The sequence below is a fragment of the Streptomyces sp. M-16 genome, assembly GCF_052114405.1.
Lineage (GTDB): Bacteria > Actinomycetota > Actinomycetes > Streptomycetales > Streptomycetaceae > Streptomyces.
Genome location: NZ_JBFRER010000030.1, coordinates 1 through 23783 on the forward strand (window position 1 = coordinate 1; position 23783 = coordinate 23783).

Annotated in this window: 17 protein-coding genes and 4 pseudogenes; 6 read left to right on the forward strand and 15 right to left on the reverse strand. The window is 74.3% G+C overall.

The genetic code is table 11. The features are described from left to right. Positions 1–12 precede the first annotated feature (12 nt). Entirely contained in the window at positions 13–1233 is a 1221-nt protein-coding gene (locus tag AB4039_RS16190) for a cytochrome P450 family protein (protein ID WP_442271022.1), read from the reverse strand. A gap of 145 nt (positions 1234–1378) precedes the next feature. Continuing rightward, the gene (locus AB4039_RS16195) at positions 1379–1912 is read right to left on the reverse strand and encodes a DoxX family protein (protein ID WP_442271023.1); all 534 of its coding nucleotides are present in this window, start codon (positions 1910–1912) and stop codon (positions 1379–1381) included. Between the two features lie 306 nt (positions 1913–2218). Here AB4039_RS16195 and AB4039_RS16200 point away from each other — a divergent pair, with 306 nt between their 5' ends. Further along, positions 2219–2647 (forward strand): VOC family protein, encoded by a 429-nt coding sequence (locus tag AB4039_RS16200; protein WP_266847186.1) that lies wholly within the window; start codon positions 2219–2221, stop codon positions 2645–2647. 1038 nt (positions 2648–3685) lie between these two features. On the opposite strand, the pseudogene AB4039_RS16205 reads toward AB4039_RS16200, so the two are convergent. The 5 genes and pseudogenes from AB4039_RS16205 to AB4039_RS16225 all read right to left on the reverse strand — a co-directional run. Next, a pseudogene (locus AB4039_RS16205) lies at positions 3686–5401 on the reverse strand (DUF6493 family protein); the annotation flags it as partial. 73 nt (positions 5402–5474) lie between these two features. Then, positions 5475–6014, reverse strand: a pseudogene (locus tag AB4039_RS16210) (SWIM zinc finger family protein); the annotation flags it as partial. Positions 6015–6194: 180 nt separating this feature from the next. Then, positions 6195–7136 (reverse strand): annotated as a pseudogene (locus AB4039_RS16215) (haloalkane dehalogenase); the annotation flags it as partial. 21 nt (positions 7137–7157) lie between these two features. Then, the gene (locus AB4039_RS16220; protein WP_266847188.1) at positions 7158–7562 is read right to left on the reverse strand and encodes a TIGR03618 family F420-dependent PPOX class oxidoreductase; all 405 of its coding nucleotides are present in this window, start codon (positions 7560–7562) and stop codon (positions 7158–7160) included. Then, on the reverse strand, positions 7559–8251 hold the full coding sequence (locus tag AB4039_RS16225) for an NAD(P)-dependent oxidoreductase (RefSeq protein WP_442271050.1): 693 nt from the start codon (positions 8249–8251) through the stop codon (positions 7559–7561). Before AB4039_RS16225 ends, AB4039_RS16220 begins: the two co-directional genes overlap by 4 nt. A gap of 76 nt (positions 8252–8327) precedes the next feature. Between AB4039_RS16225 and AB4039_RS16230 the strand changes: the two genes are divergently transcribed. Further along, positions 8328–8963 (forward strand): TetR family transcriptional regulator, encoded by a 636-nt coding sequence (locus tag AB4039_RS16230; RefSeq protein WP_442271024.1) that lies wholly within the window; start codon positions 8328–8330, stop codon positions 8961–8963. 360 nt (positions 8964–9323) lie between these two features. After that, entirely contained in the window at positions 9324–10295 is a 972-nt protein-coding gene (locus AB4039_RS16235) for an alpha/beta hydrolase fold domain-containing protein (RefSeq protein ID WP_442271025.1), read from the forward strand. 176 nt (positions 10296–10471) lie between these two features. On the opposite strand, the gene AB4039_RS16240 is transcribed toward AB4039_RS16235, so the two are convergent. The 3 genes from AB4039_RS16240 to AB4039_RS16250 form a co-directional block, all read right to left on the reverse strand. Beyond that, positions 10472–11002 carry a CAP domain-containing protein gene (locus AB4039_RS16240; protein ID WP_266847191.1) on the reverse strand — a complete coding sequence of 177 codons (531 nt, stop codon included), beginning with the start codon at positions 11000–11002 and terminating at the stop codon, positions 10472–10474. Between the two features lie 316 nt (positions 11003–11318). Continuing rightward, a complete protein-coding gene (locus AB4039_RS16245; RefSeq protein WP_442271026.1) occupies positions 11319–12326 on the reverse strand; it encodes a LacI family DNA-binding transcriptional regulator in 1008 nt (335 codons plus the stop codon). Positions 12327–12643: 317 nt separating this feature from the next. Continuing rightward, on the reverse strand, positions 12644–13894 hold the full coding sequence (locus AB4039_RS16250; protein ID WP_442271051.1) for an SLC13 family permease: 1251 nt from the start codon (positions 13892–13894) through the stop codon (positions 12644–12646). A 226-nt stretch (positions 13895–14120) separates the two neighbouring features. Between AB4039_RS16250 and AB4039_RS16255 the strand changes: the two genes are divergently transcribed. Continuing rightward, entirely contained in the window at positions 14121–16844 is a 2724-nt protein-coding gene (locus AB4039_RS16255) for a glycoside hydrolase family 2 protein (protein ID WP_442271027.1), read from the forward strand. Between the two features lie 89 nt (positions 16845–16933). Here the strand turns inward: AB4039_RS16255 and AB4039_RS16260 are convergent, their stop codons facing one another. Beyond that, the gene (locus AB4039_RS16260; RefSeq protein WP_442271028.1) at positions 16934–18970 is read right to left on the reverse strand and encodes a calcium-binding protein; all 2037 of its coding nucleotides are present in this window, start codon (positions 18968–18970) and stop codon (positions 16934–16936) included. 165 nt (positions 18971–19135) lie between these two features. On the opposite strand from AB4039_RS16260, the gene AB4039_RS16265 reads away from it, so the two are divergent. Then, a complete protein-coding gene (locus tag AB4039_RS16265; RefSeq protein WP_442271029.1) occupies positions 19136–19810 on the forward strand; it encodes a hypothetical protein in 675 nt (224 codons plus the stop codon). Positions 19811–19962: 152 nt separating this feature from the next. Here AB4039_RS16265 and AB4039_RS16270 read toward each other — a convergent pair. Then, a pseudogene (locus tag AB4039_RS16270) lies at positions 19963–20043 on the reverse strand (hypothetical protein); the annotation flags it as partial. 722 nt (positions 20044–20765) lie between these two features. On the opposite strand from AB4039_RS16270, the gene AB4039_RS16275 reads away from it, so the two are divergent. Further along, a complete protein-coding gene (locus tag AB4039_RS16275; protein WP_442271030.1) occupies positions 20766–21476 on the forward strand; it encodes a CAP domain-containing protein in 711 nt (236 codons plus the stop codon). A 219-nt stretch (positions 21477–21695) separates the two neighbouring features. Here AB4039_RS16275 and AB4039_RS16280 read toward each other — a convergent pair whose 3' ends face one another. From AB4039_RS16280 to AB4039_RS16290, 3 genes are all read right to left on the reverse strand, one after another. After that, the gene (locus AB4039_RS16280) at positions 21696–22916 is read right to left on the reverse strand and encodes a serine hydrolase domain-containing protein (RefSeq protein WP_266847197.1); all 1221 of its coding nucleotides are present in this window, start codon (positions 22914–22916) and stop codon (positions 21696–21698) included. A gap of 126 nt (positions 22917–23042) precedes the next feature. After that, positions 23043–23414: a peptidase inhibitor family I36 protein gene (locus AB4039_RS16285; protein WP_266847198.1), complete on the reverse strand. Its 372-nt coding sequence runs from the start codon at positions 23412–23414 to the stop codon at positions 23043–23045. Between the two features lie 178 nt (positions 23415–23592). Then, positions 23593–23748 carry a hypothetical protein gene (locus AB4039_RS16290; protein ID WP_442271053.1) on the reverse strand — a complete coding sequence of 52 codons (156 nt, stop codon included), beginning with the start codon at positions 23746–23748 and terminating at the stop codon, positions 23593–23595. Between the last annotated feature and the right edge of the window lie 35 nt (positions 23749–23783).

Here is a 23783-nt window from a genome sequence, read left to right on the forward strand (position 1 = left end):
GGCGCACCCCGCTCAGCCGCCGGGGGTGAAGGTCACCGGCAGTGCCTCGGGCCCGCGCAGCCCGCCCGGCCGCCACGGGAGTTCGTCCGGCGCCACGGCGAGGGCGAGTCCGGGAAGCCGGCGCAGGGCGGTCCCGATGGCGATCTGGCCCTCCAGGCGGGCCAGGGGTGCGCCCAGGCAGTAGTGGATGCCGTGTCCGAAGGCGAGGTGGGCGTTGTCCTGCCGGGTGATGTCCAGTCGTTCGGGGGCGGGGAAGCGTGCCGGGTCGCGGTCGGCGACGGCCGCGCCGATCAGCACGGTCGCGCCGCGCGGGACGGCCACCCCCGCGATCTCCGTGGCCTCGCGCGCGAAACGGGCGATGCCGGGGTTGACGGGGCCGTCGTAGCGGAGGAACTCCTCGATGGCGCCGGGCAGCAGTCCCGGATCGGAGCGCAGCAGGTCGAGCTGGTCGGGGTGGGCGAGCAGCATGGCGATGCCGCCGCCGATCAGGTTGACGGTGGTGATGTACCCGGCGACCAGGAGCAGGAAGACCATGGCGATCAGCTCGTCCTCGGACAGCCGCTGCTCCTCGTCCCGGGCGGTGACGAGGGCGCCGAGCAGGTCGTCTCCGGGGTCCTGTCGTTTGGCGCGGATGAGCTCGGTGACGTAGGCGCGCATGTGCTGCCAGGCCTCGTTCACGACGGCCGGATCCGGCAGCTCGGGGCCCCGCATGATCATGCGGTCGGTCCATCGCTGGAAGTCGTGGCGGTCGTCGACCGGCACGCCGAGCAGTTCGCTGATCACCGTGACGGGCAGCGGGAGCGCGAAGTCCGCGATGAGGTCGGCCCGGCCGGTCTCGGCGACCGCGTCGAGCAGGTGGTCGGTGACGGCCTGGATCCGGGGCCGCATGGCGGCGACGCGGCGGGCCGTGAACGCCTTGGAGACCAGCCGCCGCAGCCGGGTGTGGTCGGGCGGGTCGCTGCGGAGCATGTTGCTCAGCATCGACTCGCGTTCCGTTTCGGGGAGCTGCTGGAGGAGGCGGGTGTCGGCGGCGTCGCGCACGTCGCTGCTGAGGCGGTGGTCGGACAGTGCGGCGAGCGCGTCCTCGTAGCGGGTGACGAGCCAGGCCTCCAGGCCACCCCCGATGAGGACGTGGCGTACGGGGCCGTCCTCGCTCAGTTTCGCGTACAGGGGGAAGGGGTCCGCGACGAAGGCCGGATCGGTGTAGGGCAGAAGGACCGGCCGCTCACTCATGTTGCCTCCAGGAGTACGTCGCCCGCGTTGTGGAGAGCGAGGATATACATCCGGGATTCCCCGAATGCCGGTTTTCGGTCACGCCTGAGCCGGTCTTGCCGACCGGATGCGCCCGGGGTCCGGAGTCCGGGGTCCGAGGTCCGGGTCAGTCCCGCGTCAGCAGCACGCCGGCCGCCAGTACCACCGCCAGGGCGAGGGCCAGGACTCCGTAGACCGGCCGGTGGTCGCGGAGCACGGGAAGGAAGCGGTCGAGGGCGAAGCGGCCCGGGCCCGTGAGGGCGAGGGTGACGGCAGAGGCGATGATCAGGGCCTCGAACTCGACGCCCTCCAGACCGATCACGGCCCCGGTCCACTTGACCGTGACGGCGTTGATCATCACGCCGACGACCGCCGCGGCGGACAAGGGGGTGAGGAGGCCGAGGATCAGGCCCAGCCCGCCCAGCGTCTCGGTCAGACCGGCGATCGCCGCCATGGTCTCGCCCGCCGGGTAGCCGGCCTTCTCGAAGAAGCGGCCGGTGGGGCCCAGGCCCGGCCCGTCGAACCAGCGGAACAGTTTCTGGGTCCCGTGAACGGCCATGATCGCGCCGAGCACGAGGCGCAGTACGGGCAGGCCGACGTCGTAGGGGATGGTGCTGCCGGTCGTGGTGCGGCGGGCGGAGGACATTCGCATCGTGGCCATCGTGACGCTTTCCGTCGGGGGCGTGCGGAAGGAAGGGGAAACCCGGCGGGGACGATCCGGGAGCCGTCGGCCGGAAGCGCGGGGCGGAAAGCCCTCCGGTGGCGTCGACTGCGCCCAGAGTGGCGAAAACCGAGCCGAAATGCCCGGTAGGCGGATGCGCGCGTCGACCGGCCGCGAACGCGCGTACGGATGAGCGGGGTGCCCGGTCGGCCGACGGACCCCCGTCCGGGCGGTGCGGCCGCCCTCGCCAACGTGTGGGTCCCCAACGGGAGATGGGCGGCGGAGCCCCACTGCTATGGTGCGCCGATGTCATCGATCAAGCAGTTCCAGGTCACTTTCGACTGCGCGGAGCCCGAGCGCGTCGCCCGCTTCTGGTGCGAGGTGCTGGGTTACGTCATGGCTGCCCCGAGCGGGTTCGCCACCTGGGACGATTACGAAAGCTCCCGGTCTCCTGAGGACCGGGGTTCGTGGTGCGCCTGCAGCGACCCCTCGGGGGTGGGCCCGCGGCTGTACTTCCAGCGCGTTCCGGAAGGCAAGGCCGGCAAGAACCGGGTGCATCTCGACGTGAGGGTCGGCACCGGGCTCGTGGGCGAAGAGCGCCTCGCCACGCTCGAAGCCGAGTGCACACGCCTGATCGCGCTCGGCGCGGTGCGCGTGCGACTGCTGTACGACGGCGGCGACGATTCGTGCATCGTGATGCAGGACGTCGAGGGCAACGAGTTCTGCGTCGACTGAGCGTCCTGCGGGCCGTCTCCAGCGGGGCCTGCGCGGGCGTCGGGCCCGCGAACCACGGCCACCCGTACCCCCGGAACCGGTGTCGCCCACGCGGTCACGGCAGCGGCACCACCCGGGATTCGGCCGCGCGCCGGTTGCGGTGCAGGGCGTCGTGCAGGCGGGCGGACTGGGTGACCAGCCGGGAGCGGCCGGTGCCGGCCGCCGCGGCGGCGAGGCCGGCCGGTTCGGGGGAGGCGGCTGCGGACCGTCCACGCAGTCGGCGGCCAACGCGAGCAGCTCACCGGTACCGACGCCCGTGGTGGTGCCGCTGCCCCCGCCGGCGAGCAACGCGGGCAGTGCGGCGCCCAGTACGGCCCACGTGGTCGCGTGGGCACCCGTCGCGGCGGCCGTGCGCAGCGAGTCCGCGAGCTGGTTGGGCTTGACCGTGCCCAGGCCGAGCAGCTCGGCCAGGTCGGTGCCCAGGCGTACGGGGTCCAGTTCGCCGCGGGCGGCGAGGGTGAGCAGCGCGTCCACGGCGGTCAGCCGGTCCTCGGGGTGCCGGGCTCCGAGCCCGACGGCGATCACGAGGTGCAGGGCCGGGCCCGCAGGCCCGCCGGCTGCGGCGAGCCGGGGCAGGACCGCCGCCCCTCCGCGTCCCCCGTGGACCGCGCAGGCCGTGACGGCCGGGAGCCACCACGCCGCCAGGGTCTCCCGGTCCTCGGGCAGGACGGCGATCAGCGCGATGTCGTCCCCCGCGTCCCAGCAGCGCTCGGAGGCGTCGCGCGGCCGGGCCAGTGCGCGGAACGGGTTCGGGAAGTCCCGCAGTACCTCCGGACGCGCCCCGGTGTCCAGGACGATCCGCTCGGGCTCTTGGGAGTACCTGTACCGCATGGCCGGCGCGAGGCGGCGGGTGACGGGAGCGCCCTCGCCGTCCGGGCCCAGCCACGCGGCCAGCCGGTCCCCCTCCGGCGTGCCCAGGGCGGCCGCCGCGGGGCCGGCGGCCGGGTCGCGGCGGACGCGCAGCAGGGCCTGCGCGAAATCCGCCGGGGCGGGGCTCTCCCCGAGGCGGCGGTACTCGGCGAGCCGCGTGACGAGGACCTCGGGGTCCAGGGAGCCGCTCTGCGCGGTGGGTGTGGCGAGGAGGAAGGGCAACGGCCGGTCCGTGATGCGCCGTGCGGCCTCGGCCAGGCGCGCGTGGTGGGCGAGACGGAGCCCGGTGTGGTGGCAGTCGCTGCGCCCGCCGACGAGTGCCGGAGGCACCTCGCGTGCCGGCCTCACGTCCAGGACGGCGGCGGCGACGTGTTCCAGGCCGGGCAGCTGCACCGAGGTGGTGTAGTACCGGGACTGCTCGGGATCGATCCACCAGCGACCGGCCAGTGCGGGCCGCAGCGCCTCGGCGAGGGCGGCGCGGTCCCGGTGAGAGTGCCGGACCAGGCCGTCCAGGGCGCGTTCGAACTCGCCGACGTCGACGGTACGGGAGTTGACCAGTGCGGCGACGAGTTCCACGGTCTCCGCGACCGTTTCCGGGGTGGGGGCGATCGGGACCGGTACCGGGGGCGGCGGCAGGATCTCCCCGTAGGGCTCGGTGTCCTCGGCCGCGGTGGCGGACGCTCCGAAGAGGTCCACCGCCCGGCCCCGGTGGGCCGGGCTCAGCAGCATGGCCTGGTCGGCGAGTTCGGCCCGCGGTCCGGGGTCGTCGGTGAGGTGGGCGGCGGCCAGGTTCAGTGCCCGTTCCTGGATGTCGGTGTCCGGGTGCCCGAAGGCGTCGCCGAGTACCGGGAGCAGTGCGGGGGCGGCGGACGGGTCCCGGCGCAGTTCCTTGCCGAGGAGGACCAGTTGGGCGCGGACGAGCTTCTTCTCGGGGCGGAAGAGGGCGGCGGCCGACATCTCGGTGAGCAGACGGGGGGTGAGGCGGCCCGCCGCCGCGAGCCGGGCCAGTGTCCGCTGCGCCTGCCAGGCCACGGGTGACGGGGCGTCCGCGGTGAGCGCGATCCAGTCGGCGGCGCGCTCCCCTTCCTCGGCGTCGGTCGGGCGCAGGCCCTGCAGGATGGCCTGGTAGGGCTTCAGCTGTGCGGGTTTGCCGCCGCGCAGCAGGCGGGCGGTGCATCCGTCCAGGAGGGCGGCCCGGTCCAGGTGTCCGTCCGCGGCGAGGCCGGCCAGCGCGGCGGGCCAGTGGTGGGGATCGTCCGGGTCGCAGCGCCCGACGAGGGCGCGGACCGGTTCGGCGGTCTCGAAGAGGCGCGGGACGAGCGCCGTGAGGTGCGGGTCGCCGCGCAGGGCGGTCGGGAGCGGGGTGCGGGACGCGCCCACGGCCGCCGCCCAGCCCTCTGCGCAGCCGTCGGTCGTGGGCATCGGGCACCCGGCGAGCCGGACGAGTTCACTGATCAGCGGGTAGTCCTCTTCGGCGGTGGCGGACCGGGCGGCCAGCCGGTGGGCGAGGTCGCCGAGCCATTGCGGGTCCCGGCCCGCCAGTACGTCGAGGAGGAGGTCGGTGGGGAGCTGCCGCCAGCGGCGCAGGTCGCGCGCGCCGAGCCAGGCGGCGGTGGCCGCCGCGCCGGTGTTGCAGCCGGCTCCGGCGACGAGCAGGGCGGGGCTCATCAGGTCCCGTTCCTGCCAGCGGTCCCAGCCCGAAGCGCGCAGTTCGCCGCGCAGTTCCCGCAGCCCGGCGAGCAGGGCCTTGCGCCGGTCGCGGTCCAGGGGCTCGATGAGCCCGGGGAGTTCGGCGGTGCGGCCCTCGCGGACGGTTGCGAGGAGTTCTTCGTGGGTGGTGTTCATCGTGCGGCTCCGGTCGGGGCGGTGGAGGCGGTGCGAGGGAGGGGTGCGAGGGAGGGGTGGAGGCGGTGGACGCTCAGGCGGAGGCGGCTGATGCGGCGCAAGCGCCAGAGGCAGAGGGCGCGGCGGGCGCGGCCGTGGCGGCGCGCAGGGCCATCCGGGTGGCGAGGGCGTGCTTGCAGGGGCCGCGGCGACCCCGGTGGTCGGCCCACCACTGGCAGGTGCAGCTGAGCGCTCCGCCGGACTCGCGTGCCCGGTAGCGGCGTTCACCGGAGGCCACGACGGCCCCGTGGGGAGGGTCCAGCGTGACGGCGCCCGTCTCCAGGAGTGCGCGGGCGGCGGCCAGCCGGGGGTTGTGGCGCTCGGCGCGGCGGGCGTCGTAGGGCAGTTCGCGGTGGAAGCAGGCGGCTTCGGCGATGTCATAGCCGACCCGGCCCGCCGTGCCGAGGCGGGTGAGGGCGGCCCGTACGCGTTCCACGGGAAGCCCCGACTGCTCGGCGAGGTCGGCCGGATCGATTCGGGGTTCCCAGGCCGGCAGTACGGAGATCAGTTCGGCGTCCTCGGCCGCCGTGTCGGTGGCGAGGGCCTCCAGGAGTTCGCCTTCCCCGGAGAATCCCGGCTCCACCCCGGCCGGGGGCAGTCGGGCGAGCCGTTCGAGCCGTTCGGGCTCCCTCCCCGCCCCGCCCGGGCAGTGCGGCCGAGCGGGGGGCGGGGCGGTCGTGGTGGCGGGCGTGACGCCGGTCGGCATGGTGGTCACGGCATCCCGTCAGGTCCGCCGACCCGGCGGGAGGGGGTGTCACGCGGCCGGGGCGCCGTGACCGCGGTCGTGGCCGACCGGTTCCACGGACGCGGGCCGGGGTCCTGCCAGCCCGTGGCGGTCGGCCCAGGAGCTGATGGCCGCGGCCAGTTCCCCGGGCCGGTCCTCGGGGGAATGGTGGCCGGCGGGCCCGTGGTGGGACGTCTCCAGACCTGCGATGTTCTGCTCGCACCAGGCCACCGCCCCCCGGTCGGTCATCGCGCCCGGTCCCGGCTCGAAGGCCGCGAGCAGCTTCGGGACCTCGGGGCTGGAGGCCAGCCAGGACCCGTAGCGCTCGACGCGGGCCACGACGTCGGCGGGCTCGCCGTCCAGCGGCATCATCCGCGTCCATGCCAGGACCGGTCGGCGGCTGTGCGGTGTGGGGAAGGGCCGGCGGTAGACATCGAGGTCGGCGGGGGCGAGCGGGGTGGCGAGGGTGTCCGGGAGGCCCTCGATGAACAGCGACTCCTCCAGGATCATCCGCTCGCCCACCCCGGGGGTGCGCAGGAGGGTGAACAGCTGCCGGCCCGCGGCCGGGAACTCGTCGCCGACCAGCGGCTTGACGATCGTCTCGGTGAAGGCGAGGCCGCGGACGGCACCGGGAAGGCGGGCGGCGCGGTCGAAGGCGAGGGCACCACCCCAGTCGTGGCCGATGAGCACCGCCTCGTCGATGCCGAGGGCGTCGAACCAGGCGTCGAGGTAACGGGCGTGGTCGTCGAAGGAGTAGGCAAGGTCGGGCTTGCCCGAGTCGCCCATGCCGATGAGGTCGGGGGCCAGCAGGCGGCGGCCGGGCGCGGCGACACCGGGCAGGACGTTGCGCCACAGGTGGGAGGAGGTGGGGTTGCCGTGGAGGAAGACGAACGGCAGCCCGTCGGGGTCGCCGGACTCCCGGTAGTGGAGGGTGGATCCGAGGACGGGGAGCGTGGGCATCGTGGTGTGGGTCCGCTTTCTGGTCGGGGGACATCAGAGGTTGAGGCTGAGGACGCGGTCGACGGCGATCTCCACGACGACCAGGTCCGACGGGGCGGGCGGCGGTGTGCGGTAGCGGTCGGTGTAGCGCCGCACCGCTTCGGCCAGCCGCCCGGGGTCGTCCGTGACGCGGGCCCGGCCCTCCAGGGTGACCCAGCGGAAGCCGTCCGCCTGGCAGAGCGCGACCCGGGCCGCCGGGCCGCCCGCCAGCACGTTCCGGGCCTTGCGCGCCCCCGCCCGGGTGGTCACCCGGACGAGGCCGTCGGCGGCGTCGAAGGTGAAGCGGACGGGGGCGGCGTGCGGGGTGCCGTCGGCGCGGAGGGTGGTGAGGACGCCCGGATCGGGGCGGTTGAGGAACTCGGCTGCCGTGAAAGGGAGCCGGACGGCCGGGCGGCTCACTTCTTCCTCACGCCCTCGTTCCAGACCAGCTTGGCGACGTTCGACTTCACGGCCGTGGTGATGACGCCCATGGCCGTACGGACGTAGCGCCGCTCCCCCAGTTCGCGCAGCATGCTCGCGGCGAGGTCGGTACGGGCGGTGAACACGCCGTCCGCGCTGCTCTCGGCCGTGCGGTAGTCCGTGACGACGGGGTGCTCGAAGAGGCCCGAGGGACGGACGAGGGTCCAGTCGAGGTCCGTCTCCCGGACGGCGGCCTCCATGCGGCGCATGTCCTCGTGCACCGGGCGGGCGAGCCGGCGGTTCACCAACGGGTCGAAGACGTGGTTGAAGAAGTGCGCGCCGGTGGGGCGCCAGTTCGGGTCGGCGACGCTGGATGTGACGGCGAGCAGGCGCCGGACGCCGTGGCGGGCCATGGCCGAGGTGATCGCGGTGGCGCTCGCCGAGTACGTGGTGACGGTCCCGCCGCCGGGGCGTGCGCCCAGCGCGGAGAGCACGGCGTCCGTCCCGTCGATCGCGGCGCTCACCGCCACCGGGTCGGTGGCGTCGGCGACGGCCACGGTGAGACCCGGCCGTGTGGGGAGGGAGCCGGGGCGGCGGGTCACGGCCACGACCTCGTGGCCGGCGGCGAGGGCCTGGTCGGTGAGGTGGCGGCCGGTCGGACCGTTCGCGCCGAAGACTGCGATGCGCATCATGTCGGGGAGTCCCTTCGTGTGGTCGGTGGAACGCCCTTGACTGTGCCGATCACGAAACGCAGGCTCAACGGTGATGAATAACGACGTCGCCGCCCCCGCCCGCCCCCGGGGCCGCCCCCGGGGCAATCCGCCGACCCGCGAGTCGATCGTCGCGTCGGCCCGTTCGCTGTTCCTGGAGCACGGCTACCGCGGCACCACCCTGCGGGCGGTGGCCGGGGCCGCCGGGGTCGACCCGGCCCTGATCTCGTACCACTTCGGCTCGAAGAAGGGCCTGTTCGCGGACGTGATGCAGTTCCAGTGCGCCACCGCGCTGACGGTGGACGACGTCCTCGGCGGAGACCCGGCCACCCTCCCCGACCGCCTGATCGACGCGGTGACGGGCCTGTGGGAGGACGCCGACTTCCGCCGGCTCACCGCCCGGGGCGACGAGGCCGCCGAGGCGATCCGCGAGTACCTGGAACACGAACTGCTGGCCCGGCTCGTTGAATTCCTCGGCGGCCGGGACGCGACGGCGCGGGCGACGGCCGTGGTGACGATCCTCGGCGGTCTCGTCTACACCCGCTATCTCAACCCCCTCCCCACCCCGGCGGCGCTCACCCCGGCGGAGGCCCGCCGCGTCCTCGCCCCGGCGCTGCGCGCGGCGCTGTCCCCGGGGCCCCGGGGCCGCACCCCGCGGCGCGCACCGGGACAGGCCGTCGGGGCGCGCTGATCGGCGACCGATCGGCGGGGCGCCCCGGTTCGGGCGGCGGGGACGCGCACCCACACCGATGTGCCGAACTCGTCGACGGTGGCACGGAGTTCGCCGCCCGCCTCGGCGGCCGGCAGCTGGACGAGAAGGAGTCCGCGGCCGTCCTCGGCGTCCCGGGTGACCGCGGCGGCGGGTCCGGGCAGCCGCGGCAGGGCGGTCGCACCGTCGGCGGCCTCAAGACGCAGCCATCCGCGGTCGCAGGAGAGGCGGACGTTCGCTAGAGTCGTGATTACACGTGTAACACGCACCTCCCCCCCAGGCTCCACGTGCCGGCATTTCGGACGGAGCGCCGCAGCGCCCGGGGCCGGCAGAAGGGCCGCAATGACGCGATCGCACCCGGCCGAGCCCTACCCGGCGGAGCCCGGCCCGGCCGACACGACCTGGCCTCCCCCGCCCTACCGGCCCCCGGTGCCGGCCGTGACGGACGAGCACGGCGTGCGCCGCTTCGACGGGGTCACCTACGCCACCACGCCCGGCTACCGCCCCCGCCTCCTCGACGTCCGGGTCCCCGTCGGCGCGGGACCGTTCCCGGCGGTCGTCTGGATCCACGGCGGGGGCTGGCTGGACGGCGACCGCCGCTACCCGCCGCCGACCGTGCCCGCCGCCCTGTTGCACGGCTCGGTCCTGGACGCCGGGCTCGCACTCGTCTCCGTCGACTACCGGCACAGCCTCGAAGCCCCCTTCCCCGCGCAGCTCCACGACGTGAAGGCCGCGATCCGCTACGTCCGCCACTTCGCCGGGACCCTCGGCATCGACCCGGACCGGCTGGCCGTGTGGGGCGAGTCCGCGGGCGGCCACCTGGCGGCGCTGGCGGGCCTCGTCGGCCCCGGCAGCGCGGACGCGGAGGCCCTGGAGGGCGCGCACGGAGTCGGCGCGGGAGACACCGGGGTACGGGCCGTCGTCGACTGGTACGGGGTCTCCGACCTCGTCGCCCTCGCCGGGCACCCGGTGCCCGCACCGGCGGCCGGCGCCGGGTACCCCGACCCGTACGCCGCCCTCCTGGGCGGCACCGAGGCGGAGCGACCGGCGCTGGCGCGTGCCGCGAGCCCGGTGACCTACGCGGCGGGCCCCAAGCCGCCGCCGTTCCTGCTGGTCCACGGGACTCGTGACGGCCTGGTCCCGTTCAGCCAGAGCGAAGCGCTCGCCCGCGCCCTGGCCGAGGCGGGTGGAGAGGTCGCACTGCGCCCCGTCGAGGGCGCCGACCACATCTTCCTCGGCTCCCCGGAGGTCCCGGCGATCGTCGCGGAAAGCGTGGCGTTCCTGGCCCGCCACCTGGAGGCGGCGGGGACCTGAGCCTTCTCAACCCGACCGGGCGGGCCCCGCCACCCCGCGCTCCTCCGCGCCCGACCGGGGATCCGTCCGCGACCGCCGGGGGCGGCCGCGGGCGCCCCGGTCCGCGCTATGGCGGCTCCCCCGATCCGGCGGCCATGACGGGCACGGCGTACGGCGTACGGCGCCGCTGTCCGCCGCTACCGCGACTGGACGGCGAACAACTGGACGGCGTACTCGCCGCTCGTCCCGATCCCGGTCTCCTTGTAGGTGCAGTTCAAAATGGCGGCGCGGTGCCCGCGGTTGCTGGCCATCCAGCCGTCGACGTGGGACTTCGAGGAGTGGTGGCCCGGTCCGGAGACGTTCTCGGAGGAAGGCCCGGCGGGTGAGTAGCCGGCCCGTTCCATCCGTTGCAGGTCACTGGAACCATCGGAGCCGGTGTGCGCGGTGAGGTGGTTCGCGGCCATGTCGTCGGCATGGGCCTGGGCGGCCTGCATGAGTCGCGGGTCCTCCTTGAGGGGCTCACAACCGGCCTTGGCCCGTTCGGCGTTGACCAGGGCGAGGATCTCGCTCGCGGAGGACTGCCGCACGGCACGGGTGACGGCGGCCGGCGCCACCGCCGGTGACGCCGCCTGGGCGGCGCTCGCGGTGAGGGCACTGCCGAACACGAGCAGCGGGGCCGTACAGGCGACGACGCAGACACGGCGGATCCGGCTGTTGTTGCTGCGCATGGAAATTCCCCTTCGTAGGGGGTCGTGGAGAGCCGCCGACGGCACGCGGCCCTCGGTGGCGGCCGCTCTCGGACGGCCGCGGGGCGGGCGCGCGCCCGGCCTCGGCGGGACGCGCACAGCCGTGGGGCGATGCCGCCACGGCGCCTCCTCCTGGCAGTTCCACCCTACGGCCGGGGACCCGGACCCGCCGTCCGGAGCGCACGCGACCGTATCCGCCGGGAGGGCGGGAAGCACGGGCCGGGAGGCCGGACGGGGGACGGCCGGGCGGGCGGAAGCGGCCGGGCGGGCGGAGGCCGACCGGGCGGAGGCGAGGAGGTCAGGAGGACCGGCGGTGCACGAGGACGGCCTCCGTCGCGGGGACGGGCCCGGTCGCACCGGTCTCGATCAGCTCGTGCACGGCGTCCGCGATCCGGGCGGGCGTGGGCAGTTCCAGGCGGATCGTGGTGAGCGCGGGCTGCTGGAACCCGGACAGGACCAGATCGTCCGAACCCACGACCGCCACCTCGTCGGGCACCATGACGCCCTCGGCCCGCAGCGCGTGCAGGAGCAGCGCGGCGTACTCGTCGTTGTAGGCGAAGACGGAGTCCAGGTCCAGGCTCCTCCAGCGCCGGGCGAGCCCGGTCGCGGACTCCCGGGTGTAGGCCAGTTCCACCGGGGTGACGGTGGCCATGTGGCGGGCGGCGACCGCCTCGACCCCCGCCAGGCGCGGCCCGGCGATGGTCCCGAGGCCGCGCTCACGCGGCATGACGACCCCGATCCGGGTCCGGCCGCGGGCGATGAGGTGCTCGGCGGCGGTGGCGCCGATGTGGGCGTGGTCGAAGCCGCCGGTGTGGACGCCGGGCACGGGACCGGAGGCGAACGCCAGCACCCCGCGGACCCCGGCGCGGCGCAGCAGGTCGGCCGCCGGGGCGGTGAGGCGGTCGCCGTCGAGGGCGATGACCGCCGCCGGGCGCAGTTCGGCCCAGGCCCGCGCGGCGTCGACGGGGTCGGTGAACCGACCGGCGTGCAGGACCGCCGTGTAGCCGTGGCGGTCGAGTTCGCCGTACAGGTCGTCGACCCATTCGCTCACGAGGCGGCCGAGCGCGGAGACCGACGCCGGCAGGAGGACGAGGTTGCTGCGTCCGGCGCGCAGGGACCGGGCGGCGGCGTGCGGGACGTACCCGAGCCGACGGGCCGCGTCGAGGACGCGGGCGCGCGTGGGTTCGCTGACCCGGTGGCCCCGGGTGCCGTTGAGGACGAAGGAGACGGTGGCGCGCGACACCCCGGCGAGGCGGGCCACGTCGGCGCTGGTGATCGGGGCGGGGACGGGGGTTTCTTCGGCCATGACGTCGCTCGACGTTCCTCGTGCTCGGTTCGTACCTGCCTACGCCGAGGTTACACGAGTCAGGAGGAGGCGGGCCGGACGATTCCGCCCCTCCGCGGGCCGCGCCCTCACGGCGCTCACGATCCCCAGGACGACGGCGTTCAGGCTCTGGCGAGGCCTCGGAACAGGCACCTTTCCCGGCACTCCGGATGACACGTGTGACCACGACGGTTCGTCCGCGACCCTCGGCAGTCCGGCGCGGCGCCCGGTGGCACCGGAGGCCGTCCCGCTCCGGCCATGGCCTGCCGGGCCAGCGAGGTCCGTGGGGCCGGCCGGGCTCAGGGGCCGATCACCCTCAGGGCGGCCCAGAGCGCGGCCACCGCGGCCGCGAGCGCCGCCGGAGTGGTCAGCAGCCCGAGGCGGCTGAACTCGCCGAGGGCCACCCGGTGGTCGTGATCGTGGACGATGCGCCGCCACAGCAGGGTGGCGAGCGAGCCGACGTAGGTCAGGTTGGGGCCGATGTTCACGCCGATCAGCACGGCGAGGACGGGACCGGGGCCGGCCGGGGCGGCGAGCGGGAGCAGGGCCAGGACGGCCGGCAGGTTGTTGATCAGGTTCGCCAGGAGCGCGGCGACCGCGGCCGTGGCCAGCAGGGCGCGGAAGGAGTCGCCCTCGGGAAGAACGGCGGCGAGGGCGTCGCCGAGGCCGTGGTCGACCACGGCCCGTACGACGATGCCCAGGGCCAGGACGAACAGGCAGAACGCGGGCGCGGCGGAGGCGACCAGCCGGCGCGGCGTCGTGCGGCGCCGGCCCAGCGCGCGGCCTGCCAGAACGAGGGTGCCCGCGAGGGCGGCCCAGGCGGGCCCGGCCCCCGCGAACGAGGCCAGCGCGAATCCCGCCAGCGTCAGCGCGAGCACCACCAGCGTGAACCGGGGCACCGGCGCGGCGTCCTCCCCGGTGCTCGGCCGCTGCGCCGGTGCGGCGGCCAGGTCGGCCCGGAAGAAGCGGCGGAAGGCCCCGTACTCGACGGCGATCGCGGCCAGCCAGGGCAGGGTCATCAGGGCGGCGAACCGGGTGAAGGACAGGCCGCTGGCGGTGAAGGCCAGCAGGTTGGTCAGGTTGGAGACGGGCAGGAGCAGGGAGGCGGAGTTCGCCAGGTGCGCGGTCGCGTACACGTGCGGCCGGGACCGGGCGCCGATGCGGGCGGCCGTCGCGAACACGACCGGGGTGAGCAGCACCACGGTCGCGTCCAGGCTCAGTGCGGCGGTGATCACCGCGGCGACGGCGAACACCCCGCCCAGCAGGGTCTTCGGACCGCTCCCGCACCTGCGGGCCACCGCGTCACCGGCCGCCCGGAACAGTCCTTCGTCGGCGCAGAGCCGGGCGAGCGCCAGGATCACCGCCAGGAAGCCGACCACCGGCAGCAGCTCGCGGGTCTGCTCCCACGCGGCCTGCGGGGAGACCACCCCGAGCCCGATCAGCGCCGCGGCGGCCGGTACGGCGGCGGTGGCCTCGGGCAGCCCGCGCGGCCGTACGACGGCGAAGGCCAGCACGCCCAGCAACAGGGCGAGCGACAGCGACTCGGCTATGACGGTGTTCAGCGCGTACTCCCGGCCGACGAGACCAACCCGGCCGGACAGCGGCCACGAAACCTCACACCAGGATGCCACCGTCGGCGCGCGGCCCGGGAGGCGCCCTCCCCGCACCGCCGTACTCGCGGGCCCGCCCACGGGCTGTCGCCGCCGTCCGCGTGCCCGGCCGTGGCAGACTCGGCACGGCGCGGAATCCGCCCCCGTCCCCTGCGGGAGGACCCCCTTGTTCCACCGTCGCGCCCCCCTGCGCGGACGGACCGCCGCCCTGGCCGTCATCGCCCTGTTCCTGACCCTCACCGCGGGCACGTCCCGCGTGCCGCCCGCTCCGCAGCCCGCCCCCTTGCCCGCGGCGACCCGGGTCGGCTCGGTACCGGGCGCCCGGACCGTCCTGTCCGGGTACGCGATCCGGTCGACCGCCGGGGTCGCGGACCCCGGGGCCGCCGTCTCCCGGCCGGGCTATCCGACGGCCGGCTGGTATCCGGCCGGATCCCGCTCCACCGTCCTCGCGGCCCTGCTCGCGGCCGGTGTCCACCCCGACCCCTTCTACTCCACCCGTCTGAAACGGGTCCCGGCCGCGGACTTCGCCGTGCCCTGGTGGTACCGGTCCGACTTCGTCGTCACCGACCCGGCCCTGCGTACGTACCTGGACTTCAGCGGGGTCATCTCCGCCGCCGACGTCTTCGTCAACGGCCGCCTCGTCTCCCCGGCGGCCACGGTCGCGGGCGCGTACACCCGGCACGAACTCGACGTCACCGATCTGATCACGGCGGGCACCAACACCGTCGCCTTCCGGGTCCAGCCCAACGATCCGCGCAAACGGCTCACGATGGGCTGGCTCGACTGGCTGCAACCGCCGCCCGACGGGAACATGGGCCTGGTCCGGGACGTGTCGGTCCGCCGCGGCGGACCGGTCGCCCTGGGCGACGCGCACGTGGTGACCTCCCTGGCCCTGCCGTCGATGTCCTCCGCCGACCTCACCGTCAAGGCCCGGGTGCGCAACGACTCACCGGCCACCGTCACCACCACGGTGTCCGGCACCGCCGGTCCGGCCGCCGTCAGCCGCCGCGTCACCCTCGCGCCCCACGAGACCAGGACCGTGGTCTTCTCCCCCGCCGACCACCCCGCGCTGCGGCTGCGCGCACCCCGCGTGTGGTGGCCCGCCTCGATGGGCGGGCAGCCGATGTACGCGCTCGACCTGACCGCGACCGTGGACGGCACGCCCTCCGACACCGCGCACCAGTCCTTCGGGATCCGTGAGGTGCGGGCCCCGCTGAACGCCGACGGCGCCCGGCAGTACGAGGTCAACGGCCGCCCGCTGCTGATCAAGGGGGGCGGCTGGTCCCCCGACGAGTTCCTGCGCTGGGACCCGGCGTACGTCGAGGACCGGCTGCGGTACGCCCTCGACCTCGGTCTGAACACCCTGCGGCTGGAGGGGCACATCGAGCCCGACGAGTTCTTCGACCTCGCCGACCGGTACGGGATCCTGACGCTCCCCGGCTGGGAGTGCTGCGGCAAGTGGGAGGGGGAGGTCAACGGCGCCGAGGCCGGCGAGCGGTGGGAGGCCACCGACTACCCGGTGGCCAAGGCCTCCATGGCCGCCGAAGCGGCCCGGCTGCGCCACCACCCCAGCGTCGTCTCCTTCCTGATCGGCAGCGACTTCGCGCCGAACCGGACCATCGAGCAGGGGTACCTCGACGCTCTGAAGGCCGCCGACTGGACGGCCCCGGTGATTCCCGCGGCCTCCAACGCCTCCGCGCCGATCAGCGGGAACTCCGGGATGAAGATGACCGGCCCGTACGACTGGGTCCCGCCCTCGTACTGGTACGACAAGCGGGAGGGCGGGGCCACCGGCTTCAACTCCGAGACCAGCGCCGGTCCGGACGTCCCGACCCTCGACACGCTGCGCCGCATGATGTCGCCGGCCGAGCTGGAAACCCTCTGGAAGGATCCGTCCGCCGCCCAGTACCACCGCTCCCCCTCGGCGACCTTCTCGACGCTCGGGCTGTACGACGAGGCGCTGTCGAACCGCTACGGTCCCCCCAGCGGCCTGGAGGACTACGTGCGCAAGGCGCAGCTGGCGCAGTACGAGAACGTGCGCGCGCAGTTCGAGGCGTACGCCCGCAACGCCAAGGACGCCTCCGAGCCGTCCACCGGCGTCGTCTACTGGATGTTCGACAGCGGCTGGACCTCGCTGCACTGGCAGTTGGTGGACCGCTACCTCGACCAGGGCGGCGCCTACTTCGGGGCGAAGAAGGCGAACGAGCCGCTGCACGTCCAGTACGGCTACGACGACCGCGCGGTGACCGTCGTCAACAACCGGACGTCCGGGGCCTCCGGGCTGACGGCGCGGGTCACGCTGTTCGGCACGGACGGCGAGCCGGCGTACGACCGGACGGTGACCGGGCTCGACGTCGCGGGCTACGGCGCGAGCACGACCGCGCTCACCGTCCCCGCCTCGGTCCCGGGCCTGTCCACCACCTACCTGGCACGGCTGCTGCTCACCGACCGCGCCGGGCGGAAGGTGAGCCGCAACGTCTACTGGCTGTCCACCGAGGCGGACGTGCTCGACTACGCGGAAACCGACTGGTACCACACGCCCACCACCTCCTACGCCGATCTGACGGGTCTGAGCACCATGGCGCGGACGGCCGTCTCCTCGACGGCCTCGACGACGCGTGACGACGGGTCCGGGACGTCCACGACGACGGTGACCGTGCGCCACGCGGGCACGGGGAACACACCGGCCCTGCTCACCGACGTCCATCTGGTGGGCGCCGGTGGCGCGCCCGTCCTGCCCGTGCGGTGGAGCGACAACCAGATCAGCCTGTGGCCGGGTGAGTCGGCGACGCTGACGGCCACCTACCGGACGGGCGACCTGCGCGGAGCCGCGCCGCGACTGCGGGTCTCCGGGTGGAACACCCCGACGGTGACGGTCCCGGCCGGCTGACCGGGACGGGACCGGACGGGACCGGACGGGACGCGCGCGTGCCGTCGCCGCGGGGGCGGCGACGGCACGACGGGGGATGGTGCCCCGGGTCAGGGGCAGCTGATGCGGATGTCTCCGGAGTCGGTGGTGCAGGTGTCGGTGCCGCTGCCGCCATTGGCGGTGTCGTTGCCCGCGACGCCGTCGGTGGTGGTGAGGCGGTCGTTGCCGTAGTAGCCGGTCAGGGTGTCGTTGCCGGGGCCGCCGTCGAGGGTGTCGTCGCCGAAGCCGCCGTCGAGGGTGTCGTCGCCGAAGCCGCCGTAGACGGTGTCGTTCCCGTAGCTCGCGCGCACGGTGTCGTTGCCGCCGAGCGCGCAGATCACGTCGTTGAAGTAGCCGCCGTTCAGGGTGTCGGCCCCGCTGGTGCCGATGACCGTGCAGCCGTGTGCGTTGTTCACCGAGGTGGTGGAGGTGGCCGTGTTGTCGGAGGCGGCCGGGTCCGGCTGGGTGGCGGTGACCCTGGCCGTGCCGGTGAGCGTGCCGGTGGCCCGCGGTTCGGCCGTGACCGTGACCGTCGCGCTCGCGCCCGGGGCCAGGCTGCCGAGGGCGCAGGTGGCCGCGGTCGCCGTGGTCGTGCAGGTGCCCTGGGTGGTGGTGGCCGAGGTGAGGGTCACACCGGCCCCGGCGAGCGTGTCGGACAGGCTGACGCCGGTCGCGGTGGCGGTGGAGGACACCGAGTTGGAGACCCGCACCGTGTACGAGGCACGGTCTCCGATGCTGACGGTGGTCGTTCCGGTCCTCGTCACCGACAGGTCGGCGCTCGGCGGCGGCGGGGATGCGCCGTCGCCGCCCTCGTACCGGGCGAGGGCGAAGGCGGAGCCGCCCGTGTAGCCCGCTGCGACGATCTTCCCGTCCGGCTGTACGAGCAACCCGCGCGCCGCGTCGAAGTCCCCGAAGCCGGTGACCACGAAGCCGTCGCCGCCGAAGCCGGTGTCCACGGTGCCGTTGGTGTTGAAGCGGGCCAAGCTGAAGTCGTTGGCCTCGGAGCTGTTGGGGTCGTCGGCCTGCCCCGCGATGACGATCTTGCCGTTCGGCTGGAGCGCCAGGGCGGAAGCGCCCCCGCCGTCGCCGGGGAAGCCGACGGAGCGGCGTCCGCCGGTCCCGAAACCGGTGTCGGCGCTGCCGTCGGCGTTGTAGCGCAGCAGGGCGATGCCCGCGCCGCCGTCACCCGCGGCGACGACCTTCCCGTCCGGCTGGACCGCCACGGCGTTGCCGAACTCGGTGCCGCCGAAGTCCGCGGTGACCATGCCGTCGCCGCTGAAGGTGGTGTCGAGGGTGCCGTTGACGTTGTAGCGGGCGACGCCGATGTCGAAGGCGGTGTTGCCCACGTAGCCGACCAGGAGGACCTTGCCGTCCGGCTGGAGGGCCATGCCGCGGGCGGTGCCCCCGGCGTCCTGGGGCGAGGCCGGGGTGAAGCCCGCGACCACCGCCCCGTCCCCGCCGAGGCTCGGGTCGAGGCTTCCGTCGGTGGTCAGGCGGACCAGCGCGAAGCCGCCACCGCCGCCCTTGCCCGCGGCGATGATCCTGCCGTCGGGCTGTACCGCCACGTCCGCGCCGTCCGCGGACCCGCCGAACTCATCGACCCGTACGAGGCCGCCGGTGCCGAATCCGCCGTCCAGGCTGCCGTCGGTGTTGTAGCGGGCCACGGAGAAGAAGCAGCAGCCGCCTCCGTCCCCGGGCACCTCGGTGGTGCCCGCCACGACGATCTTCCCGTCCGAGGGCTGCACCGCCACCGCGTTGGCCACGTGCGCGCCACCGCCGAAGTCGCTGGTCACCCGTCCGTCACCGTCGAAGGTGGTGTCGAGGGTGCCGTTGGTGTTGTAGCGGGCGAGCGCGAAGCCGTCCTGGCTCAGGCCCGCCACGACCAGCTTGCCGTCGGCCTGCCGTGCGACGTCGTGGCCTTCCGCGAACCCGGGGAAGACGGTCGTCACCCGGCCGTCGGGGCCGAAGGTGGGGTCAAGGTCTCCCGGGGCGGCCAGCGCGGTGCCGGGCAGCAGGAGTACGAGTGCCAGGCCGAGCGCGGCCGGCAACCCGGCCCTCCCGCCGGGTCTGCGGCGCGGCTGCGCCGGTCTGGGGTGTGCGTGGGTCATGGGGGTACGGACCTCCGGTCCTCGCGCGTCGTACGGGAAGCAGCGCACAGCTTCGTACCGGGCGCCGCCCGCACCCCGCGGAACCTGCCGCACCACGCCCAGCGGAGCGCCGGGAACCACCCCGGCGGAGGAGCGCACGGGGTGCACTCGGCGATCATGGGGGGCATGACACCGATCACCCACCTCGACCTCACCGGATTCACCGAGCGGGAGCCGGGGGTGTGGACCGACGCGCGGGGCCTCGTCCTGTCGGTCCACTTCTTCGGCCTCGTCCCGGACCTGCCCGCCCCGCTCGACGACCCCGGCCGGCTCCGCCACGGTCTCGCCCGGTCCGTCGCCGCGGCCGGCGCGGGCCTGATCGAGGCCGTGGTGGGCGAGGTGGACTCCGTCCCGGCCGTCCGTCAGCTCGTCAAGGTCCGGCGGCCGAACGGCCACGGGCAGGTGTTCCTCGGCTCGTGGACGGTGCCGCGGGCCACGTGCAGCGCCACGGTGAAGATCCAGGCCGGGGAGGGTGCGACGACCGGGGTCCGGGAGGCCGTCGTCCTGGCCCGTACGGGTTCGGAGCGGTACTTCGCCCCGCATCCGTACGGGCCCGGCGTCGAGGGAGGACTGCCGTACCACGTGGGTGACCACGAGGAGTGGGACGCCGAGTTCCCCGACCACCCGCTCACCCTGGTACGGGCCGCGCTGCACCGCATCACCGAGACGGTGACCCTGCACGACGGCTTCAAGACGCTCCCGCCCTTCGCGGCGGCGGTGCCCTCCCCGATCCCCGCGCAGAGCCCGCCCGCGACCGGCCCCGGCCCGTCCGGTGTCCGCCGCTGGTTCCGCCGGGGCTGACGGGTCGGGTGCGTACGGGCCGTCAGGGGCGGTGCCATCGGGGAGGCCGAGCTGACGGCGGATCTCCATCGAGCGCGCGTTGACCGGCCGGGAGCGGGGAACGGCGACAGGGCCCGCCGTTGCTCGACCAGCAGGGTGGGCACGCCCCGGCGCTCCGTCAGCGCCCGCGCGGTCAGCCCGAACGGCCCGCCCCCGACGATCAGGACGTCGACCTCGGTGCCTGCCACGGACATGCCGGGCCCCTCCTGCTCGCCTCGGCGCGCGCGGGGGAACTCGGCCCCAGCGGGTACACGCACTTCGCGCTCCGCGACGCCGACGGCGCCGGCCCGGGCCTCGTCCACCGGTACGGCCTCACCACCGACGACTACACCCCCAAGCCCGCCTTCGCGACCATGCGGAGGCTGGTGGAACGGCTCAGCGTCTGACGGGCCCGGCGTCACCGGTGGCCCCTGTGGCCGGTGGCACGGGGGCGCCGGGCCACCGGGCGCAGGGCGTTCCGGTTCCCGTGCGAACGCGTGACATGCGTCACGTCCCACTCGGCGGCCCGGGTGGCCCGGCAGCGGCCGCACCCTCGCCGACATTTCGGCTTTTGTACCTATTTCACGTGGACATTCCGGCCTCTGCCGGAAACGGAATCAGAGCCTCCCGTCTTGTTCGGGGCAACGCGGCTGGTGGCGAGGTGTCCTAGTGCCGCGTCAGATGCGTGCCCGGCCGGCTGCGGCAAGGACATGCACGATCTTCCGGACGATTCAAGCCGCACCCTTGCGTCCCCCGGCGGTGCGGGGGCCACGGCTTGCCAGGCCGCTGCCGGGTTTCTAAGAATGGCGGCTCCTCCGGCGTCCTCGCGGTCCGGCGCCGGAAGCTTCGCGATCACCGAGTGAGGTCAGGCATGCGGAAGCACCGTAAGAAGACGCACCATCGGAAAATAATCGTCACCCTCGGGGCCCTGGCCCTCGTGGGTGTCCCCTCTGCCGCCATGGCGTGCCTGGGCCCGCAGGGCTCCGGGCCCGCGCCGGCCGGCGCCGCCAGGCACGACGGCCGGCCCTGGGGCGACGCAGCCGCCTTCGGGGGCCCGGCTTCGCAGCCGCCCGTGGAAGCCCCGGTCGAGGCGGCCGCCCCCGCGGCCCCCGCCGAGCCCGTCGCCGAGCCGGCCTCCGAGCCGCCGGTGGAGCCCGCGGACCAGAGCGCGCCGACCGCCGAGCAGCCGCAGGCACCGCAGGCACCGCAGCCCGCACAGCCGCCGGCCGCGACGGCGGCGCCCGCGGCTCCCCAGGCCTCCGCAGCGCCCTCCGGCCCCGTGGCCGAGGTCGTCGCGCTCGTCAACAAGGAGCGCGCGGCGGTCGGGTGTCCGGCGGTCACCGTCAACGACAAGCTCACCAAGGCCGCGCAGGACCACAGTGCCGACATGGCCGCCCACGCCACCATGTCCCACACCGGCTCCGACGGCTCCGATCCGGGCCGGCGCATCACCGATGCCGGATACGTGTGGAGGACGTACGGCGAGAACGTCGCCTACGGCTACCCCACGGCCGCGAAGGTCATGGAGGGCTGGATGAACAGCCCGGGCCACAAGCGGAACATCCTCGACTGCTCCTACAAGGAGATCGGGGTCGGCCTCTCGCAGCCGGGCCAGTACTGGACGCAGGACTTCGGCGCGGCCCGCTGACCCGCGCCGCCCTCTCGGCGAACGCAACGAAGGCCCCGGCCTCCCTGAGGAGGCCGGGGCCTTTCGGTCGAGCGCTGGGCAGGCCTTGCACCTGCATTCCCCCACGGGAAGTGGGGTGTCTTTCCTTGGACCACCAACGCCGGTCCCACCACCGTGTTTCCACGGCCGCGAGAACAAGATCAGCATAATGCACGGATCCGGTCCCCGCGCACCGGGCGGTCAGCGGCCCGTGGACACGGACGGCTTGTGACCCGGGTAGACGTGCCCGGGGGTGACGACGCTCGTGATCGCCTCGCCGAAGAGGGTGCTGGGTTCCTGGCCGCCGACCGTGACGTCGGTGTTCATCAGCACGACCATCGTCGCCTTCTCCTGCGGCAGGTAGACGGTCAGCGTCTCGTACCCGGGGATCGACCCGTTGTGGCCGATCCAGCCCTGGACGTCGAAGATGCCCAGGCCGTAGCCGGCGCCGGGAATGCCGACGGGCCGGGTCTTGAGGCGTTCGGCCTGGGTGGCGGGCGTCAGCAGGGTGCCCGTGGCGACGGTCTTCGCCCAGCTGCGCAGGTCCTGGAGGTCGGAGATCATCGCTCCGGCCGACCAGGCCCAGGAGGGGTTCCAGTCGGTGGAGTCCTCGATCTTCCCGCTGGCGGTCTGGTTCGTGTAGCCGCGTGCGTGCGGCCTCGGGAACTCAGCGCCGGCCGGGAAGAGGGTGTGGTGCAGCCCCGCGGGCTTCAGAACGTCCTGGGCGATGACGTCGCCGATCGGGCGGCCTGTGATCTTCTCCACCACCAGGCCGAGCAGGATCAGGTTGGTGTTGGAGTACTCGAACCTGGCGTCCGGGGCGAACTGCACCGGGTGCTTGAAGGAGTACCCGAGCAACTCCCGCGGGGTGAAGGGGTGGTCGGGGTCCGCGGCGAACGCCTTGTCGAAGGCGGGGTCCTCGCTGTAGTTGAAGAGCCCGCTGCGCATGCCCGCGAGCTGGCGCAGGGTGATGCGGTCACCGTTCGGCACTCCTGCAACGTACCGCCCGATGGGGTCGTCCAGGGCGACCTTCTTCCGGTCGACGAGCTGCAGCAGGGCGGTGACCGTGAACGTCTTGGTCTCGCTGCCGATGCGGACCAGGAGGTCGGGCGTCATCGGGGCGGACGTCGCCTTGTCGGCCACGCCGAAGGCCTTCACGTAGCTGCCCTTGCCCGGCGCCCACAGGCCGACGATCACGCCCGGAACCTTGGTTTCGCGCAGGGTAGCGAGGATGGCGGCGTCGAGCTTCGCCGCGACGGCCGGGGTCAGCTTCGGAAAGCTGGTGTCCGCCGGCGGGGAAGGGGTCGCGCGGGTCGGGGCGGGCGCCCCGTACGCGGAGCCCGTAGCGACCGGGGCGATGAGCACGCACGCGGCGGCAACGGCCACACAGGCGCGGCGCAGCCCAGCGGGGATCGGCTTCACGGCGCGGCCTCCTGCCGCCGGGAGCGGGACGACATCACCACCGTAGGGCCGCGCCATCCCGCCCGCGCGGCGAGCCGTCGAGGACCGTCGGCACGAAAGGCCGGATTCCCCTCCGCCGGCGGATGGTCACTGCTTTTTGAAGGACCGGATCTGGTAGTTGCCCATCAGGTTGCCGCCCGCGCCACCGGGGGTCGATCCGACCCGTGCGTTGTAATTCGTCTGCGTGTAGTACTGGACCCGGTTGTTCTTTCCGTTCCACACGGAAAGAACATTGAGTCCGCGCTGGATGAAGCCGCAGTTGTCGGCCGTGTTCGCCTTCTGGGCTTCGGAGAACTCGCAGCGCTCCCCGCCGCCGTTCCAGCCACTGTAGATACAGAAGTTCCCGGAGTTGCAGGTGTAGGCGGCGGGTGCGTTCTCGCTGGCCGTGGCCAGGGGGGCGGACCCCAGGACGACGGCGAGGGAGAATCCGGCGGCGGCCAGTGCGGTGATGCGGCGCATGGTGATGAAAGCCCCTTTCGAAAATGATGACCGGGGCGTGGCCCCGGAAATGATGGGGACGAGCAGCGGTACGCGGCGGACCGGGCGAAAGCAGACCATCGCCCACCCGGCGCCTCATTCAGCATGTAGGGCGAACGCGGTGGTGTGCGAGACCCTTTCCCGTCAGCGGAGCCCGCGTTTACTCGCCACTTCCGCCGGCCTCCCGGAATTGCGCGCCGGGGCGCCGCCCCGGGGCGCGCGGGCCCGCGTGGACCAGCAGCGGCGGATTCCTGAGCATGGTGCGCGCGATGGCCAGGGGCAGCCGGAGGGTCTTGTCGTGGAAGGCCAGTTCCACGTGCCCGCGGGTAGGGACACCCGCCGGCGCAGGCC